Origin of the sequence: Rhodococcus sp. ARC_M6, from assembly GCF_022810305.1 — a bacterium.
Lineage (GTDB): Bacteria > Actinomycetota > Actinomycetes > Mycobacteriales > Mycobacteriaceae > Rhodococcus_F.
This window is the reverse complement of record NZ_JALGQH010000004.1, coordinates 76419-93272: the sequence shown is the minus strand read 5'-3', so window position 1 is coordinate 93272 and position 16854 is coordinate 76419. Positions and strand designations below refer to the sequence as shown.

Below are 16854 nucleotides of genomic sequence, written 5' to 3'. Positions count from 1 at the left end.
ATTACCCACATTGCGCGTGGAGGTTCACACGCTCTGCAGTTCGGACGGCAGTTCCGTAGCGTCGTTGCCGGTAGCCGCGAGAAGCTGCGCATACCGTCCACCCCGTTCCACCAACTCGTCATGTGTACCCTTCTCCACGACCACGCCCTGGTCGAGCACGGCAATCAGGTCCGCGTCCCGAACCGTGGAAAGCCTGTGCGCCACAACAAGAGTGGTGCGCCCAACCATGAGTTCATCCAGGGCGTCCTGGAGCGCACGCTCGGTGCGATTGTCCAGCGCGCTGGTCGCCTCGTCGAGAACCAGGATCGGCGGGTTTCGCAATACTGTGCGCGCAATGGCGATACGTTGCTTCTCGCCGCCCGAGAACCGGTAGCCACGCTCACCAACCATGGTGTCGTAACCCTCGTCCAGACCGACAATGAACTCGTGGATCTGCGCGATGCGTGCGGCCTGCTCGATCTCTACGTCAGTGGCATCGGGTTTCGCGAACCGTAGATTCTCGCGGATCGTCGTATGGAACAAGTATGTCTCCTGAGATACAACGCCGATCAGGTCGGAGACCGTGGACAGATCGAGGTCACGTAGATCGACGCCGTCGATCGTCACGGAACCGGCCGTCGGGTCGTACAACCGCGCGGCGAGGTATCCGAGGGTGGTCTTGCCGGAACCTGTTGATCCGACCAGCGCGAGGGTTCCGCCGGCGGGGACACTCAGATCGATATCGTTCAACGTCTTGGAGTCAGTCCCGGGGTACGAGAAGTCGACGTGGTCGAATCGCAATTCGCCAGTCATCGTTGCCCGGTCGAATTCCTTCGACTCCTCCGGATCGGCAATGTCGATCGGCAGATCCAGGTACTCGAACACCCGACTGAACAGAGCCATGGAACTCTGTACTTCAACGCCGGTGTTGAGGAGCATCATGGTCGGCCGGAACAACTGAGTCTGCAAAGTCGTGAAGGCAACCAGGGTTCCGACGGTAATGGTGTTGCCGTGGTCGAGCGTGAATCCGGCAAACCAGTAGACCAATGCGGGCATTGCGGCAAAGGTGATCGACATGGTTGCCATTCGCCATTTTCCGGCCATCATCGCGCGCAATTCGACGTCGGCTACTTCGGCGGAGCGTTCGCTGAAGCGGTCGGTGAGCGCTGACTTCGCGCCGGTGGTCTTGCCGAGCAAGATGCCACTGACCGAGAGGGATTCTTCCACCTGAACAGACAGGTCACTGAGCAACTTTTGCCGGGTACCCGAGATCTTGCGGCGCTCGTTGCCGATCTTTCGCGCAATGCGGATGAAGACCGGCAGGATCGCGAGCGAGAAAATCGCCAGACGCCAGTCGAGCAGGAACAACGCGACGATGGTCGCGGCAACTGTTGTTGCGTTTTGCGCAATCGACGTTGCGGTGTTGGTGACTACCGATTGCATGCCGCCGATGTCGTTGGCGATGCGCGACTGCACTTCGCCGGTTCTTGTCCGGGCAAAAAATCCGAGGGACTGATTCTGCAGATGCGAGTACACCCGCACACGCAGTTGATGCATCAGTTTCTGGCCGATGCTGTTGGACATCCAGGTTTGAGCCACGCCGAGGCAACTGGTGATGATCGCAATGGCGATCATGCCGATCGCCAAGAAACTGACGAGTCCGAGGTTCTTGTCCGGGATAGCTTTGTCCAGCATTTCGCGGAGAAGCAGCGGACTTCCTAACGCAACGATCGCGCTGAGAGTGATCACGGCTGTGACTATCGCGATTTGTTTCCGGTACGGCCTGAACAATTCGAGCACTCGTCGCGGTGATACGGGGTCCGCCGGAGCAAACGGGGCGGCGGGCTTGTCAAAATCTCTGATGTGATCTGGTCTCACGTTTACCTCCTGGAGGCGCTTCTCACCCACACTTCATATTGATGAGGTTACCTCACTATGAGGCTGACACCAACAACGCTAGACTGACCGCATGCATTCCCGAGAGCGCGAACTCACCGACGTAGTGATGTCCGTAGCCCGAACCATTCGGCGACGCCAGATCGCCGCGTTGGAACCGTTCGGCCTGTCGCCATCCCAAGGCCGCGCGATTCGGGTACTTGCACGCGCCGGCGAACCAGTACGTTTGGGCTTCCTTGCCGAGCGACTGCGTATCGTCCCCCGTTCCGCAACCGACGTCGTCGATTCCCTCGAGGCCGCAGGCTGGGTTACGCGCATGCCCGATCCGGGCGATCGCCGCGCAGTACTCCTCGAACTCACCGACTCGGGTGCCACCCTGGCGGCGGACATCACCGAAGCTCAGCGGCGCGAATCCGCCGATGTGTTCGACGACCTCGATGATTCCGAGCAGAGTGTTCTGTACCAATTGCTCGAGCGAGTAGACGCGGGTCACGACCATGGCCGAGCCCGCGACTGCTCGAAAACCCGGAGCGTGAGCTAGTTCACGCAGCGACGGTATCGCTGATATCGACAGCGTCGCTGATATCGACAGCGTCGCTGATGTCCACCGAATCCTCCGACGGTACGAACTCGTCGGTCGACACAGGCTTGCTGTGCCGCTCGATCTTCGCGATACACCGCGCCAGGTCAGGCCCCACTGCGGTGGCCCGCATCTCCAGATCGGAGCGGGGAATCCCCTCTTTGGTCGTGTACTCGTTGGTGCGCAACTCCCCCGCGGCCATGACCGGATCACCCTTCATAATGGATGCGCCAACGCCGGTCACCAATCGTCGCCAGCACGTGACCGTCAGATAGAGCGTCGCGCCGTCGGTCCATTCGCCCGTGGTCGTGTCTTTGCGACGAGCGTTGCTCGCCATCCGAAAGCTCAGCACCTCTTCACCATTGGTGGTCTGCCGCTTCACCGGGTTGGTGATGACCGTGCCTACGACGACTACAGATGTCTCGTACATGTCTAATCCCCCTCGAATCCCTTTAGCCACGCGCCGATCGATCGTCGGCCCCTTCGAGTCTGAATCGGGAATCGAGGATTGTGCGGAATCGATTTCCGCCTGTGGATGAACAGGACCCCTGTGGAGAAACAGCACTGCCCGGGCCTTCCGGCCCGGGCAGTGTCGGTGCCGGCTGTTAGAAGCCTCAGCGAGCTACAGTCCGAGCGCATCCTCCATCTTGTCAGCGGTATTCCACTCGGGCAGGTCGGAACCCGGTGCCCACGTCGAATGTGTTCCGCTCGAGACGCGTTCGGGGAGTTTGATTCGAGCAATCGGACCGTCACTCAGTCGTTGCGCGTCAAATACCAGGCATTCCGAGATGTCCTTGTTCATGTCGGAGATGATGGTGATCAGGTAGCCGTCGTCTTCGCACGTCGACCCGATACGCGGCGCCATCGCGGTTTCGCTGCCGTAGATACCCTCCCCGAAGGAATAGGTCTCTTCTTTGCCGGTCAGAGTGTCGTGCTTGACCAGTCCACTGAACAGGAACCAGCCCGGAACCGCCTGTGCCGCATAGGTGTACCGATGCTTGACTCCCGCGTGGTTGGCATTGATCATGCCGAATTCGGTTACGAGATCCGAAAGATGCTCTTCCCGAGTCGTTCCCGTTCGCATGTTCAGTCGCCAGCGATGCAGACGTGTTCCCATCCGCTCCTGCGACAGGAAGCGGAATGCACGTTGATACGCGGAACCGACGCCGTCGTCGGCCGGCTCGGGATTCTCCTCGTAGAAGCCATCGAGAACAATCTCCTCACCTTCTTCGTAGGCGTTGACGAAGTGCAGCACAAATGTCGGGTCTGCCTCGAACCACTTGATGTCAGCGGTGTTTCCACGTCTGGGCACTACCGCGATCCGCAAGGGAATGTCGGGATAAAAGCGGGTGGCGTGCTTACCTTCGGCGAGGGCTTCCGGGATCCAGAACAACGGGCAATCATTGAGAATTGCGTAATTCTCAGTGAACGCCATGTCGTGCGGTAGCCGAGGCCCGGGTAGCGGAATGTCGATGTAGTGCACCAACTGTTCCTGCGCATCGACGACTCCGTAGTGCATATACGGTTCGTCTTTGCCGTAGTTGAAGAACAGCATCTCGCCGGTGCGGGTGTCGATCTTGGGGTGTGCCGATACGCCGACGTCGGAAGGGAATTGGCCGTTCCAGTCAGCCTTGCCCAGCGTTTCCAAAGTAGTGGGGTTGAGCTTGTAGAGGTCTCCGCACTGATAGAAGCTGGTGAGTGCGACCCCGGCATGCAGTGTGACATCGGTGCTGGAAGAATCCTTCAGACGACCGCGCGCACCCCAGCCGTCCTCGCGAATCGACTTGTTCGGATTGCCCACGATACCGGTCCAGAGTGGTCCACCGGATTCCTGTTCTGCCAGAAATCCATCAGTCTTGACAAACCGATTGCGGTAGAACACTTTTCCATCATGAAAACCGACAACATGAACCATTCCGTCACCGTCGAACGGATGGTAGTTGCCCAACGATGGATGGACCGGGTTCTCGGTGTTACGTAGATAGACCCCATCCAAATCTGCGGGAATCTCGCCTTCGACCACCAGATCCGTTGCCGACCACTCGGTGGTTTGCGGACGCCACGGGCCAGTGCGGTACGGGTGATCGTCGTCGTCCGGAATCGTGGACAGAACGCGGCCCAGAACTTCGATGTCCATAGCTGGCACTCCTTCGATCAACAGAAAGTATGAAAGTTGCAACTAGGTAAGGTTGTTCGGAAATATACCGGCGAGACTGCGCAATGTTCGCTCGCCCGCAGGGTCTGCGTCGGTGGCCGAGGGCAGAAACACGATGTCGTCCACTCCCGCGTCGATATACGCCTCGACGCGCGCGCGTGCCTGATCTCTATCGCCGATCACACCGACTGCCGCGACAAGCTCGTCAGGAACTCGGGCGAGAAGATCTCGTGGATGCGGACGGGTGCGGGCATAGGCCACCACGTCACCGAACCCTGCTCGCTCGAACATCTCCGAATAGCCCGGCGCGGCCAGGTATCCCACGACAGCACGTCGAATCTGGTCGATCGCAGGCTTGCCCATATCCACCGCGGCAGACAACCACACGGCAATCCTCGGGCACGGCCGGTCCAGTGCTGCAGCTTCTCGACGCAGGTCCGCGATCAACGCTCGCGCAGTTTCGACGCTCACCAGATTGAGGACCATCCGATCCGCGTATCGCGCTGCGGTTCGAATAGCCGACGGCCCGAAAGCAGCCACCGTCAAACTCGATTTCGGCGCGGGTAGCCGCAAGTGGTAACCGCGACTTCGCACCACTTCGCCGTCCAGGGAAGACTTTTCACCGTCCAGCAACGGACGCAGTGCCTGAGCCGATTCCGAGAGAGCGCGCGCCGAGCGAGCCCGCGATCGACCGTGCCACTCCTCCACCACAACCTGACTCGACGTTCCCAACGCCACGTCTACAGTCCGTCCGGACAGCGATGCAACAGACGCAACGCCCATGGCGATCATCATCGGATCTCGCACGGCGACAGCAAAAGGCCGCAGGGTCAGGCTGATTCGCTCGGTACGCGCCGCCACCGCCATGCCGAGTGCGCACGCGTCGTAGGTCGCCATCTCGCCGATCCAGAGTGCCGGGAATCCCAACTCGTCGGCAAGGGCGGCTGTCTTGAGCGCCTCCTCGGCGGGGCGGTCCTGCCACAATCCGAGTGATACTTCCAGGCGCGTGTTCATCGGACCCTCTCGAGTAGTACTGCCGATCCCAGTCCGGCCGCACCGCTGACCGCCGCCACACCGTAGCGACCACCGGACCGGCCCAGTTGCTCCGCGGCCTGGCCGACGAGAATGGCACCCGTCGCTCCGAAAGCATGGCCCATTGCGATGGTTCCGCCGTTGACATTGAACCGCTCGTCGCCGAAGCGCAGGTCACGCTGAATCTTGAGGCACAGCGCGGAGAATGCCTCGGCAAACTCGATTACATCGAGATCATCGGGCGTATGACCCGTCCGTTCCAGTACCCGTTCAATTGCGTGCTGCCCCGCGTGCAGCATGCGAACAGGATCCGATCCCGAACTTGCCGCACTGACCACCCGGGCATGCGGGGTCAGTCCGGCGCGTTGCGCAGCCTCTACCGTTCCGATGACCACCATCGCGGCGGCATCAGCGACGGACGGCGATGTGCCGCGCGTGTGCAGATGCCGAATCTCCCCCAGTTCGGGGAGGTGTCGCAGCGCCAAAGCGTCCTGACCCGATGCACCCAGCTCGGCGAATGCCGGTGGGAGATCTGCCAACTGCTCTGCGGTGACCGAGGCTCGCACGTGCTCGTCGTGATCCAGCGCCACCGCGCCCGCACCGTCGAGAACGGGCATGACGGTCGAATCGAAGAACCCGTCGGCCCACGCAGCGGCAGCGCGATGCTGCGTCCGTACCCCGTAGGCGTCGAGTTCTTCGCGTTCGTATCCGCCTTCGGTCGCGGCAATATCAGCGGCGATACCCATGTGAACGCTGCCGATGGATTCGATGACGTCGCTATCAGCCCACAGCGGACCCTTGTCGGCGAACATCGGTACGGACGAGGAGGATTCAACTCCGCCCGCGATCACGAGGTCGGCCTGGCCCGAGCGCACCAGTGCCGAAGCGAGCGATACGGCGTCGATGCCGGACGCACAGAAACGGTTGACCACCAAACCTGGAATATGCTGAGGCCAACCAGAAGTAAGAATGGCGGTGCGGGCGATGTTTCCGCCCTGCGGCCCCACCTGGGTGGCGGAACCAAGAATGAATTCGTCAACCGCATTCGGGTCGAGACCCAGCCTCGTCACCAAACCGTTCAACAACTGCTCCACCAGCTGCAGTGGAGTTGTACCGGCTAGTCCGCCCGATGCCGAGGACTTCCCACGCGGAGTTCGGAGAGAACCGAGAACATACGCTTCGCGATCGCGACTCATCGGACACCTCTCGTCACCACAGTGGACACGGCGGTGGTGAACGACCCGCCGATGTTGACCGTCAAAGCAGTACGCGCACCGTCGATCTGGTGTTCGCCGGCCCGTCCCGTCACCTGCTTTGCAGCGTCGAGAACCATCCGCACTCCGGTTGCCCCCACGGGATGCCCGTTCGAGAGAAGGCCGCCGCCGGGATTGACGGGCAAGCTGCCATTGCGGCCGATCACCTCTTGTGTGACGGCTTGACCGCCCTTGCCCGGAGCCGCCACTCCGATATGTTCGAGTGTGACCAGTCCGTTGATAGTGAAACAGTCGTGGATTTCTGCCACGTCGAGGTCTTCCACGCCCGTGATGCCGGCGCGCCGGTACGCGTCCTCAACGGCACCGCGCAGATGCGGGAACATGTAATCTGCGTCGGCACTTTGCTCCAACTTGTCTGCGAGTAGCAGTGTCGCTGTGCGATGCCCGAAGCCCGCGATGTTCGCTTCGTCCTCGAGTGCGCGGCCATTGCGCTCAGCCCAGGCTTGAGCGAATTTCGGCCCGGCAAGGATGACTCCGGCGGCGCCGTCGGTGATCCGGCCGCAGTCAGTCTTGCGAAGCAGTCCTTCCACGACCGGGTTGACGTCGTCATTCTCGTCGAACGAACCTTCCGGAAAGTCCCAATCACGCGTCTGCGCAAGATTATTGGTAGCGCCGTTGCCAAATGCGATTTCGGCAAACCGCCCCAACTCGACATGGTCAAGTCCGTAGCGCCGGTCGTACTCGGTCGCGATCTCGGCAAAGAGAGCCGGCCACGGGAAGGTTGCATCTACTGCCTCGCGGCCGGCCCAGGCTGCCGAGCCCAGGTGTTCGGCAGCTGTCTGCGCCGAAACGTTGCGCATCAATTCGACGCCGACCACCAGGGCCACGTCGTAGCGTCCGGACTGAATGTCGGCGCAAGCCGCCAGAACGGCAGTGCCACCCGACGCACATGCCGCCTCGTGGCGAGTGCTCGGCACTCCGTCCAACCCCGGCTCAGCTGCGACTACCATTCCGCCGAGCTGTGCCTGACCGGAAAATAGTTCTCCGGCAAGGTTTCCCACATGGATGACTTCCACCTCTGTCGCGTCGACTCCGGCGTCGGACAGTGTGGCCGGAAGGATCTCCGCGAACATGTCGAAGAGACCGAGTCCCTCTTTGGTCCAGTTACGAGCAAAATCGGTCTGGGCTCCGCCCAGGACGTAAACGGGGTCAGTCATCGGACCTTCTCCTTAACTCTTGGACGCACTCGACGAAACTGCGGCGACCATCGTTCGAAGGTCACGCTTGGCGACCTTCCCGACAGGATTTCTCGGCAATTCGTCGAGCACGGTCAAGGATTCGGGCAGTTTGTAGGCTGCAATATTCTGTGCGCGAAGGAAACTCAGGATCTCGTCGAGTGTGGGGTCGACGTCGCCGGAAGCCACGATCACCGCTGCGACGCGCTCGCCCATTTCCGGATCGGGAATCCCGATCATGGCGGCCTCGGCCACCGCCGGATGTCCGGCCAGCATGGATTCGAGCTCGGCCGGTGAAATGTTCATACCGCCGCGCACGATCAGATCCTTGGCGCGGTCGACATACTGGAGGTACCGCAGATCGCCGGTCTCGTCGGCGACGTACTGAAAAATATCGCCGGTCGCGAAGTATCCCTGCTTGTCGAACGGGTTCGACGATGCCGTTCCCTCGAGATATCCCGCGAAAACCTGAGGCCCCTTGATTCGCAGTTCTCCGGGCACACCCGCTGTGGTGATCTCTTCCTCCGTCGCGAGATCGACCAGTCGATTGTCCATCCCGAGCGACGCGGTGTTGTCCCAGGTGTGGTCGGGCGAACCGAACCGCGGGAAGTAGACGGCACGACGGCCAAGCTCCGGCACGGTTACCTGGTCACCGACAAGGCACGTGCCCTCATTGGAGCCGAAGCAGTTGTTGATCTCGATATCGAAACGTTCTTTGTACTCCCCGATCATGTGAGGAGACAACGGAGCCGAGCCTGAGCCGATGACGCGGACGCTGTCGAAAACACCTGCGGACGCCGCGTCGCTTGCGAGTGCGCGGGTCAGTAGCGCGGGCGGTGCGACGGTGTACGTGACTTTGCGCTGCATCAACTGGCCGAAGAAGGTAGGCGCATCGAACGGATGATGCTGCACCAGCGTCGCACCGGTCATGAGCCAGGGCAGGAACATGCCGGCAATTCCGGCCATGTTGACCATCGGAAAGGGGTTGAGCAGCACGTCATCTCGAGTGAGAGCAGCGGCAGATACGCTCCCCATGGCGGAGCCGTACCAGTCGTTGGCACACCGCGGAACTGCCTTGGGCGTCGACTCCGTACCCGATGTCCAGCAGATCGTGACGCAGTCGTTCGGATCGGCGGTGAATGTGGCGCGGTGCTCGTGTAGAGCGCTGAAATCAGTGACGTCTGCCGATGCTGCTCCCATGTCCACGGCGCCGGCAGGGAGGTTGTCACCGAATGCGAACACTGTCGTAAGGCTGGGGACACCGCTCTTGACCGTCACGGCCGAGTCGACCAGCCGGTGACTGCCAACGCGACTGACCGTCACGAATGCACGGAACTTCGCGAGCTCGGCCAGCTGTTCGAGCTCGTACTCGCGGTACTGGACGGGCAGAGGCGAGGCGATGGCGCCGATACTGGTGATCGCGAGCAGCGCCGCCGAGAGCTCGACCGAGTTGGGCAATTGCACGCCCACCACGTCGTCAATACCGATTCCTGCGTCCAACAGCGTGACTGCGAGTCGATCTACGAGGTCTGAAAGCTCCGCCCAGGTGAGTTCTCGCGGCGGACCGTCAGTGATGGCGGCCCGATTTGCCGGGTCGACGATGGAAATGGCATCGGGTTGCGCTGCGACGTTCTTTTCCAGCAGCACGTCCCACGTGTCCTGCCCCCACAAGCCGGCTCGGGTGTACTCATCCACCGTCGTTTGAGGATGCAGTCTCATCGCTGTGCACTTCCTTCTCGGGAATCGTCCGCAGAATCTGGACAAGGAGCTGGGAACACGGTTGCCGACATCACAATCGCTTGTCCCGAAGATTAGCGCCTTGATTCGATTACTACAAGACCCATAGTGACTCGACGATGTCGCTCGACATACGGTTAACCGACTTCTAGGGCTTATCTACAGATGAATTCGCCGATGCGGAACGCCCTCCGCTTCGCGAGAGCTACGTCATCACTTCGTTTACAAGAGTGATTCTGACTTCGGCGAACGCGGCAAGCCGGTCGAACGCGAGTACGGAGGTTTGCAATGATGAAGTCCATGTCCACGAAGCCGCATACCCCTGCGAACGCGCCGCGCCCCGCGTCGTCCGCCTTGGGGCACGCGCTCCTGATCGCCGGCGACAAATGGAGCCTGCAGATCATTCGCCACACGTTGGGCGGCGCGCGACGTTTCCGGCAGCTGGGTGACGACTTACAGATCTCAGATGCGGTCCTGTCGCAACGGCTCACCCGACTGACTGCCGACGGCATTGTCGAAGCACGTCAGTACTCGACCTCACCGCCGCGAAACGAATACGTGCTCACCGAATCCGGCGAGCAACTCTGGCAGACGTTTGTTGCGCTCTGGACTTGGGACCGAGCGTGGGCACCCCGAGCAAGCCGCAGATCCGATACCGCCCTTCGGCATCTCGCTTGCGGGCACCTGATTGCACCCGTATTCGGCTGCGGAGAATGCCATGCGATCGGCATCTCGGCCCGCGATGTCTACACCGAGGTCGACGACAGATTGCTTCTCGATGTCAGCGATCGCCGATCCCGCCGATCTTCCGCCAACGACGTGGCAGCCAACATGGACTCGACAAGTGTTCTCGCCGACCGTTGGTCCACCTTCATCTTGTCTGCCGCCTTGCAGGGCATCCGCAGATTCAGCGACTTCCAGGACGCACTCGGCTCGATTTCCCCGGTCACCCTCGCTGACCGCCTCACTGTCTTCGTCGAGAACGGAATGCTGGCGCGAGTGCCTGTCACAGACGGCGCCCGCCGGCAGGAATACCGTACGACGCCCAAGAGCCTGGACTTCTTTCCGGTTTTCGCGGCACTCAACGAGTGGGCCAAAGACCAACTGTCTCCGGACGGACTGTCCGGGCTCGAGTTCTTTCACCGAGCCGGAGATCACATCCTGCTCCCCCGCTACACCTGCAACGCCTGCAACATCGAGATCAGCCGAACCGACGTGGTGTTCGAGGCCACGGAAATACCGGCACTGCACTGACCCGATTTATTGATCGGTACTCAGTCTGCCGACGAAGATTCTTCGGACTTCTCGCGCGTCGGCCAGCCGTCGCGGTCACGTCGCGCAAGTTCGGCGAACATCGCGTTGTGAGCGGCCAGATCGGCGTCGTGATCGCGTTCTGCCGCACGGTCTGTCCGAACGGCTGTTTTGCGGTCACTGCGCGACCACTGCACCAGGAGCGCAAGCATGACCACCATCAGCGGGATCTCACCCGTCGCCCAGGCGATACTGCCGCCCAACTGCTGATCGCCGAGCAGATCGTTGTTCCAGCCCAAGCCCAATGAGCGGAAGAACTCTCCGCCCATGATCGTCGTGGTACTCATCAAGGCGATGCCGAAGAACGCGTGGAAGGGCAACGAACCGAAGACCATGGCCAGCTTGGTCACCGGTTGGAGTTGGCGCGGCGACGGATCGATACCGATCGCCACCCAGTAAAAGAGATAGCCGCTGAGGATGAAGTGCAGATTCATCAGCAGATGCGCGCTGTGGGAACCGACTGTCGCGCCGTAGATACCGCCGAGGTAGAGCACGTAGAAGCCGCCGACAAACAGAACGGCCGCAACAATCGGGTGGGTAATGAACCGCGAGAACGGGCTGTGGAGCGCGATCAAGATCCATTCGCGGATACCCGGAACGCCATCTTTTCCGGCGGGGTCGAGTGCACGCAACGCCAGCGTGATGGGTGCGCCCAGAACAAGCAGAACCGGAGCCAACATCGACAGTGCCATGTGTCCGCCCATATGAACGCTGAACACAGCAGTCGCGTACTTGCCGACGCCCGAGGACGTGGCAATGAGAAGCACTGCGCAACCGCTCATCCAGGCGATGGTCCGGCCGACAGGCCAGGCATCGCCACGCTTGGACAGCTTGCGCAGACCGATCACGTAGAGCACCGCAGCGACGATTGCCGCTGTGCCGAACATGAGATCGAAGCGCCATTCCGTCACGAAAGCCATGAACGACGGCGGATCCGGCAGGTTGTAACCGAGTTCGACCTCGGGAATCGTGGGGATGCTCGACGGCGGTGGCGGCGGAGTGCGGCCCAGTCCGATGGCGAGGCCGATGGTTGCGGCAAAGATGATGCCCTCGCCGCCGGCAAAACGGATCAGCGCCGAACGAGATTGCGGGTTCTCGGCGAGCGCCGGCAACGAGCGCGAACGCTGAGCCCAACCGAAGCCACCGAGAATGATCAGCGCAACGATCTTCGCGACGATCAAACGCCCGTAGGTCGTCGTGAATAAGTCGTCGAGCGGGAGACGAACAATCGCGTTGATGACGCCACTGAATCCCATGACGACAAAGCAGATGGTTGCGACGGTTGAAAAGCGTCGAGCAGCTACATCCGTGTACTCGCCGGCGCGGCGAGCGTGCGCCAGGAGCGCAAACAATCCACCAGCCCACAGCGAGGCCGCGACGAGGTGAAGGATCAGGCTGTTGGTCGCGATGTCGTGCGATCCGCCTGAGGACGAGTGACCGGTGAGGGCCAACGGCATCAGGCCTAGCAGGCCAACGACCAGCAGCAGCGGCGTCCACCACCAGCGCAGTGTCAAGCGAGCGAGAATCGCGAGTACTACAGCGATGACAGCTGTCCAGCGCCAGGCGCCGGCAATCTCGATCTGATCGAGTCCCGACCACAGGTTCGCCGGTTTGATCGCTTCGGAGAAAGGCTGGCCCGACGTGTCCGAGAGTGTCAGCGGGATCATTACCAGCGAACATGCTGCCCACACGACCGACGCGACCGACGCGGTCCGGACCGCCCGATAACCGTCGATATCGAGCACGCCGGACTTTTGCGGCGGAACAAAAAACGCGGCCAACAGTAGTGAACCGATAGCGATGACCGCCGCAATTTCCCCGATCGCGCGGACTGCCGGCAGTCCGTAAGTGGTGATCGGGCCGGGATCCGGAATGCCGAGCAGTGTCAGAGCCTGCGAAGCGGAAAGCCCCACGACGATGGCTGCGACCAGCCCGGCGATCAGCCCACAGACCACAAAAATCGCGGTCGAAGAAGCGCGGACGCTGCTCTGTGGAGGGGAATCAGTCGGCGCAAGGTCGGGTGTAGCCATAGCTCAAGGGTAGGACCTCGCATATCGCCGATGACAATCCACCTACGACACAGCGTCGGAGACGCCATTGAAACAGCGTCTCAAACAGCGTCGGAGACAGCTCGAAACATGGCGCGAAGCGCGGTCAAAGTATCCGCCGGCAGCAGGGCGTCGCAGTAGGGCAAGGCCGCCGCCATCGACCCTGTCAATGGTTCGAATTTGTCTGCTCCGGCCCGCGGGTTGAGCCACACCACTCGGTGGGCGCGGCGCCTCACTCGGGCCATCGCACGGCCGAGAATTTCGGGATCGTCGCTGTCCCAGCCGTCGGAGGCTATGACAACCACGGCCCCTCGCAGGGTTTGTCCGTGATGCGAGGAGAGCAGTTCCGCGACGGAGGATCCGATGTGGGTGCCGCTGTATTTGTCCACGACTCGGTCGTTGGCTTGGGTGATAGCCGCGTCGGCGCTACGGTGCGCGAGTGTCGGGGTGAGCCGGGTCAAGGTGGTGGAGAAGGCAAACACTTCGGCGTCGCCGCGCCGTGCTGCAACTCTCATCAAATGCAGATACATGTCCGCATATCCGTGCATCGAACGGCTCACGTCGCAGATCACGACAATGGTGCGGGGCCGGCTCTGCGTGTGGGCGCGGGCCAGTCGGATGAATTCGAAACCAGTCCGTCTCGACGAGTGCATGCTCGCCCGCAGATCGACGCGTCCACGACTACCCAGTCGACGCCTTCGGCGTCGGCGCCGGGGCCAGTCCTGTGCGGCTTGTTCGATCCACGCTCCGAGCAATCGGAGGTCGCGTGCACTCAGTTGCGCAAAAGGTTCTTCGGATTTCTGGGCGACGGAGCTGGGGAGCACTCGGCCTGTCCGACGTTGTTGCTGAACGTCGGCTTGAGGACCCGAATTGCCCCGGCTGATCCAGGGCAAGACAACCTCGTCGGCGTCGGTCTCGAGCCGTCCGGCATCGACGGGTCCGAGGCGTGTGGACGCGTCTGAGTTGCGTTCGCGCCCCACGCGGCGAGCCGGCGGATCCAGCGCGAAAGTGACCTTGTCGAAAACCTCCGAGAATGCCGAGTCGAAAGCGTCGAGGTCTTCTTGGCGGTTGATCAGGGTGATCCTCGCCGCCCAATAGAGGCGCGTCCGAGTGTGCGGCGACGCCACATTCAGGGCCAGGCTGAAATTGGCTGCGCCGACGGCCGACACTCCGACCCCGCTTCGGCGAAGCCTGTCCGCAAATGCCGTCGCGAAGGCCGCCACATCTACTCCGCGCAGCAGCGTCGCTCCGGAGGTGTTGATCATCGGCCGCGTCGACGCCAGAGGACAATCACCACGATCGCCAAGGCTGCAGCGGCCAGCACCGGCAATGCCCGTTTGGCGACTGACCCGCCGGCAAGTTCGATGACGTCGAGTGGCTCGACCGGTTGCGGTTCCAGTACCAGCGGCACATCAGTTTCTACGGGCCCGGCCAGTTTCAATTCCAACGAGGCCGCGAACTCCCCCATGAGCTTTTCGGACACTTGAGTGATCATGGAACTGCCGAACTGCGCCAGCTTTCCCACGATCTTCACGTCGGTATCGACGCTCACCCGGGTCTGTGATCCTTCCGGATACAACTGCGCCGTGATGACTGCACTCGCGTTGCCCGATCCCCGAGATTCGCGACCGCGGGCGTCGATGACCGCTCGGTGCGTCGCTTCGTCCTTCTCGACAAACTTCGCGCGGCCTGCGAACTCGCTCAATACCGGTCCCACTTTGATCGTGACTTTGCCGAGAAACTGGTCTCCCTCTCGTCCGGTCATCTGCGCTCCGGGCAATAGAGGCGCGATTCCTTCCAGATCGGTCAGAGTTGTCCAGGCTTGCTCGACGGGTGCGTTGACGGTGAATTCGTGTGCGATCTTCATCGTGTGCCTTTCATCCGGTGATCTGCGTGAGATAGGCGTCGCGAAGCACGGTGCGATCGTCAGGCGTTTTTGCCAACGCCCCCAAACTGACAATCACATCGTCGGTGACAAGGTCTGCCACCCCCAGCGTCACAAGCGCGGATACCCAGTCGATGGTTTCGGCGATGCCGGGTGCCTTGTCCAGGTCGGCGCCGCGGATCTGCCCCACGAAGGCGGTGGCATGCTCGATCATCGCGAGATTCGCCGACGGCACCATTCGGCGCACTATTGCCACTGCGCGCTGCGGCTGCGGGTAGTCGATCCAGTGGTAAAGACAGCGCCGACGGAGGGCGTCGTGGAGGTCGCGACTTCGGTTGGACGTCAGCACTACCACCGGTGGGTGCAACGCTGTGAACGTACCCAGCTCGGGCACCGTGACCGCGGATTCACCCAGAAACTCGAGGAGCAAAGCCTCGAATTCGTCGTCGGCACGGTCAATTTCGTCGATCAGCAGTACCGGCGCGGCGGAGCCTCGGTGGCGGACACAGCGCAGGATCGGGCGTTCCTGCAAGAACTCCTCGGTAAAGAGGTCAGCCTCATCGAGTGCGTCCCCGCGAGCTTCGGACAGTTTGATCGCGAGCAGTTGACGCTGATAGTTCCAATCGTAGAGAGCTTCGTCGGCGCTCAGTCCCTCGTAACACTGCAAACGAATCAAGGGCACTTCGAGTGTTTGTGCCAATGCCTTTGCTGCAGTGGTCTTTCCCACTCCAGGTTCGCCTTCGAGCAACAATGGTCGGCCCAACTCCAGCGCCAGATACAGGGCGGTAGCGGTACCTTCGTCCAGCAGGTAGTCACGTTTGTCGAAGCGGCTGATCAGTTCGGCCACATCGGAGAACTCGCCGCTCATCTGTTCTCGAACTGACTGCTTTTTTCATACTGGCGGCGACAACCCGGGCAGCAGAACCAGACGTCGACGCCGTCAATCTCGAGGTGTGGTGTATCCGGTCCGATTGTCACTACCATCCCGCAGATCGGATCAACTGAGGTCTTCGGCGTCGGTACCGCCGTTTCAACGGCGCCAAGACCGTCGAGGCGAATAGCACGGACCAAGTCAGCGACAATGGACAGTGCAATCTCGGCCGGCGTCTTGGCCCCGAGGTACAGCCCGACCGGGGAATGTACGCGCTCACGCTCGGAATCGGTCAATTCCAATTGGTCAAGGACGGATGCGCCGCGGACACGGCTAGCCACCAGTCCGATGTATTCCACTCCGGCATCCAAGGCAGCGCGAACAGTCTGCGCTTCCTCTCCCCCGAGACTGGCGATGACAACGGCCATAGTCTCTTCTGGAATCGATTGGGGGGCAGCATCAACCGAGCAGTGCGCGATATCGAAGTGAAGCATCCCAGCGAACTCGGCCAGTGACTTCGCAATCGGAGTGTCACCGAAGACACCCAATACCGGCGCGGGCAGATTGGGTTCGAGGAAGATTTCCATCGCACCGCCGGACAGGCAAGGGTTGATTACCACGTCCGCACCTTTGGTTTTCGGAAACTCCGGCGCACCGTCGGGAAGCACTCGCAGCAACACACTTTCACCACTCTTCAGCGCTCCCCTGGCCGCAACTCGAACCGAGTTCTGGGCACACTGCCCTCCCACAAACCCTTCGATAGTGCCGTCCGAGAACACAATTGCCGAATCTCCGGGATGAGCCGACGTGGGTTGCTGGGCTCTCACGACGGTGGCGTTCACAAACGGACGTCGCTCGCCGAGCAATTGCTCTGCTCTCAATCGCAAATCGTTCGTGGTGCCGTTCATGGC

General features: G+C 61.4%; 14 protein-coding genes. 2 read left to right on the top strand and 12 right to left on the bottom strand.

The features are described 5' to 3' along the window. Positions 1–24: 24 nt before the first annotated feature. Complete coding sequence (locus MTX36_RS07135; protein WP_308198202.1) at positions 25–1857, bottom strand: ABC transporter ATP-binding protein; 1833 nt, start codon at positions 1855–1857, stop codon at positions 25–27. A gap of 91 nt (positions 1858–1948) precedes the next feature. On the opposite strand from MTX36_RS07135, the gene MTX36_RS07130 reads away from it, so the two are divergent. Continuing rightward, complete coding sequence (locus MTX36_RS07130) at positions 1949–2416, top strand: MarR family winged helix-turn-helix transcriptional regulator (RefSeq protein ID WP_243619050.1); 468 nt, start codon at positions 1949–1951, stop codon at positions 2414–2416. A 1-nt stretch (position 2417) separates the two neighbouring features. On the opposite strand, the gene ssb is transcribed toward MTX36_RS07130, so the two are convergent. The 6 genes from ssb to MTX36_RS07100 all read right to left on the bottom strand — a co-directional run bounded on the left by ssb (position 2418) and on the right by MTX36_RS07100 (position 9810). Further along, positions 2418–2885: a single-stranded DNA-binding protein gene (ssb, locus tag MTX36_RS07125; protein ID WP_243619049.1), complete on the bottom strand. Its 468-nt coding sequence runs from the start codon at positions 2883–2885 to the stop codon at positions 2418–2420. A 192-nt stretch (positions 2886–3077) separates the two neighbouring features. Continuing rightward, complete coding sequence (locus MTX36_RS07120; RefSeq protein ID WP_243619048.1) at positions 3078–4592, bottom strand: carotenoid oxygenase family protein; 1515 nt, start codon at positions 4590–4592, stop codon at positions 3078–3080. Between the two features lie 42 nt (positions 4593–4634). Next, positions 4635–5624 carry an LLM class F420-dependent oxidoreductase gene (locus MTX36_RS07115; protein WP_243619047.1) on the bottom strand — a complete coding sequence of 330 codons (990 nt, stop codon included), beginning with the start codon at positions 5622–5624 and terminating at the stop codon, positions 4635–4637. Further along, complete coding sequence (locus tag MTX36_RS07110) at positions 5621–6838, bottom strand: acetyl-CoA C-acyltransferase (protein WP_243619046.1); 1218 nt, start codon at positions 6836–6838, stop codon at positions 5621–5623. The genes MTX36_RS07115 and MTX36_RS07110 overlap by 4 nt, the downstream gene beginning before the upstream one ends. After that, complete coding sequence (locus tag MTX36_RS07105) at positions 6835–8073, bottom strand: acetyl-CoA acetyltransferase (RefSeq protein ID WP_243619045.1); 1239 nt, start codon at positions 8071–8073, stop codon at positions 6835–6837. The genes MTX36_RS07110 and MTX36_RS07105 overlap by 4 nt, the downstream gene beginning before the upstream one ends. A 12-nt stretch (positions 8074–8085) precedes the next feature. Further along, positions 8086–9810 carry a class I adenylate-forming enzyme family protein gene (locus MTX36_RS07100; protein WP_243619044.1) on the bottom strand — a complete coding sequence of 575 codons (1725 nt, stop codon included), beginning with the start codon at positions 9808–9810 and terminating at the stop codon, positions 8086–8088. A 306-nt stretch (positions 9811–10116) separates the two neighbouring features. Between MTX36_RS07100 and MTX36_RS07095 the strand changes: the two genes are divergently transcribed. Further along, on the top strand, positions 10117–11082 hold the full coding sequence (locus MTX36_RS07095; protein WP_243619043.1) for a helix-turn-helix domain-containing protein: 966 nt from the start codon (positions 10117–10119) through the stop codon (positions 11080–11082). 20 nt (positions 11083–11102) lie between these two features. Here MTX36_RS07095 and MTX36_RS07090 read toward each other — a convergent pair whose 3' ends face one another. The 5 genes from MTX36_RS07090 to MTX36_RS07070 all read right to left on the bottom strand — a co-directional run bounded on the left by MTX36_RS07090 (position 11103) and on the right by MTX36_RS07070 (position 16851). After that, on the bottom strand, positions 11103–13169 hold the full coding sequence (locus MTX36_RS07090; protein ID WP_243619042.1) for a cytochrome c oxidase assembly protein: 2067 nt from the start codon (positions 13167–13169) through the stop codon (positions 11103–11105). Between the two features lie 80 nt (positions 13170–13249). Next, positions 13250–14452, bottom strand: a complete 1203-nt coding sequence (locus MTX36_RS07085; RefSeq protein WP_243619041.1) for a VWA domain-containing protein — start codon at positions 14450–14452, stop codon at positions 13250–13252. After that, a complete protein-coding gene (locus tag MTX36_RS07080; RefSeq protein ID WP_243619040.1) occupies positions 14449–15054 on the bottom strand; it encodes an SRPBCC family protein in 606 nt (201 codons plus the stop codon). Before MTX36_RS07080 ends, MTX36_RS07085 begins: the two co-directional genes overlap by 4 nt. Positions 15055–15064: 10 nt before the next feature. Beyond that, positions 15065–15940, bottom strand: coding sequence for a MoxR family ATPase (locus tag MTX36_RS07075; protein ID WP_243619039.1), 876 nt, complete (start codon positions 15938–15940; stop codon positions 15065–15067). Further along, positions 15937–16851, bottom strand: a complete 915-nt coding sequence (locus MTX36_RS07070) for an XdhC family protein (protein ID WP_243619038.1) — start codon at positions 16849–16851, stop codon at positions 15937–15939. Before MTX36_RS07070 ends, MTX36_RS07075 begins: the two co-directional genes overlap by 4 nt. Between the last annotated feature and the right edge of the window lie 3 nt (positions 16852–16854).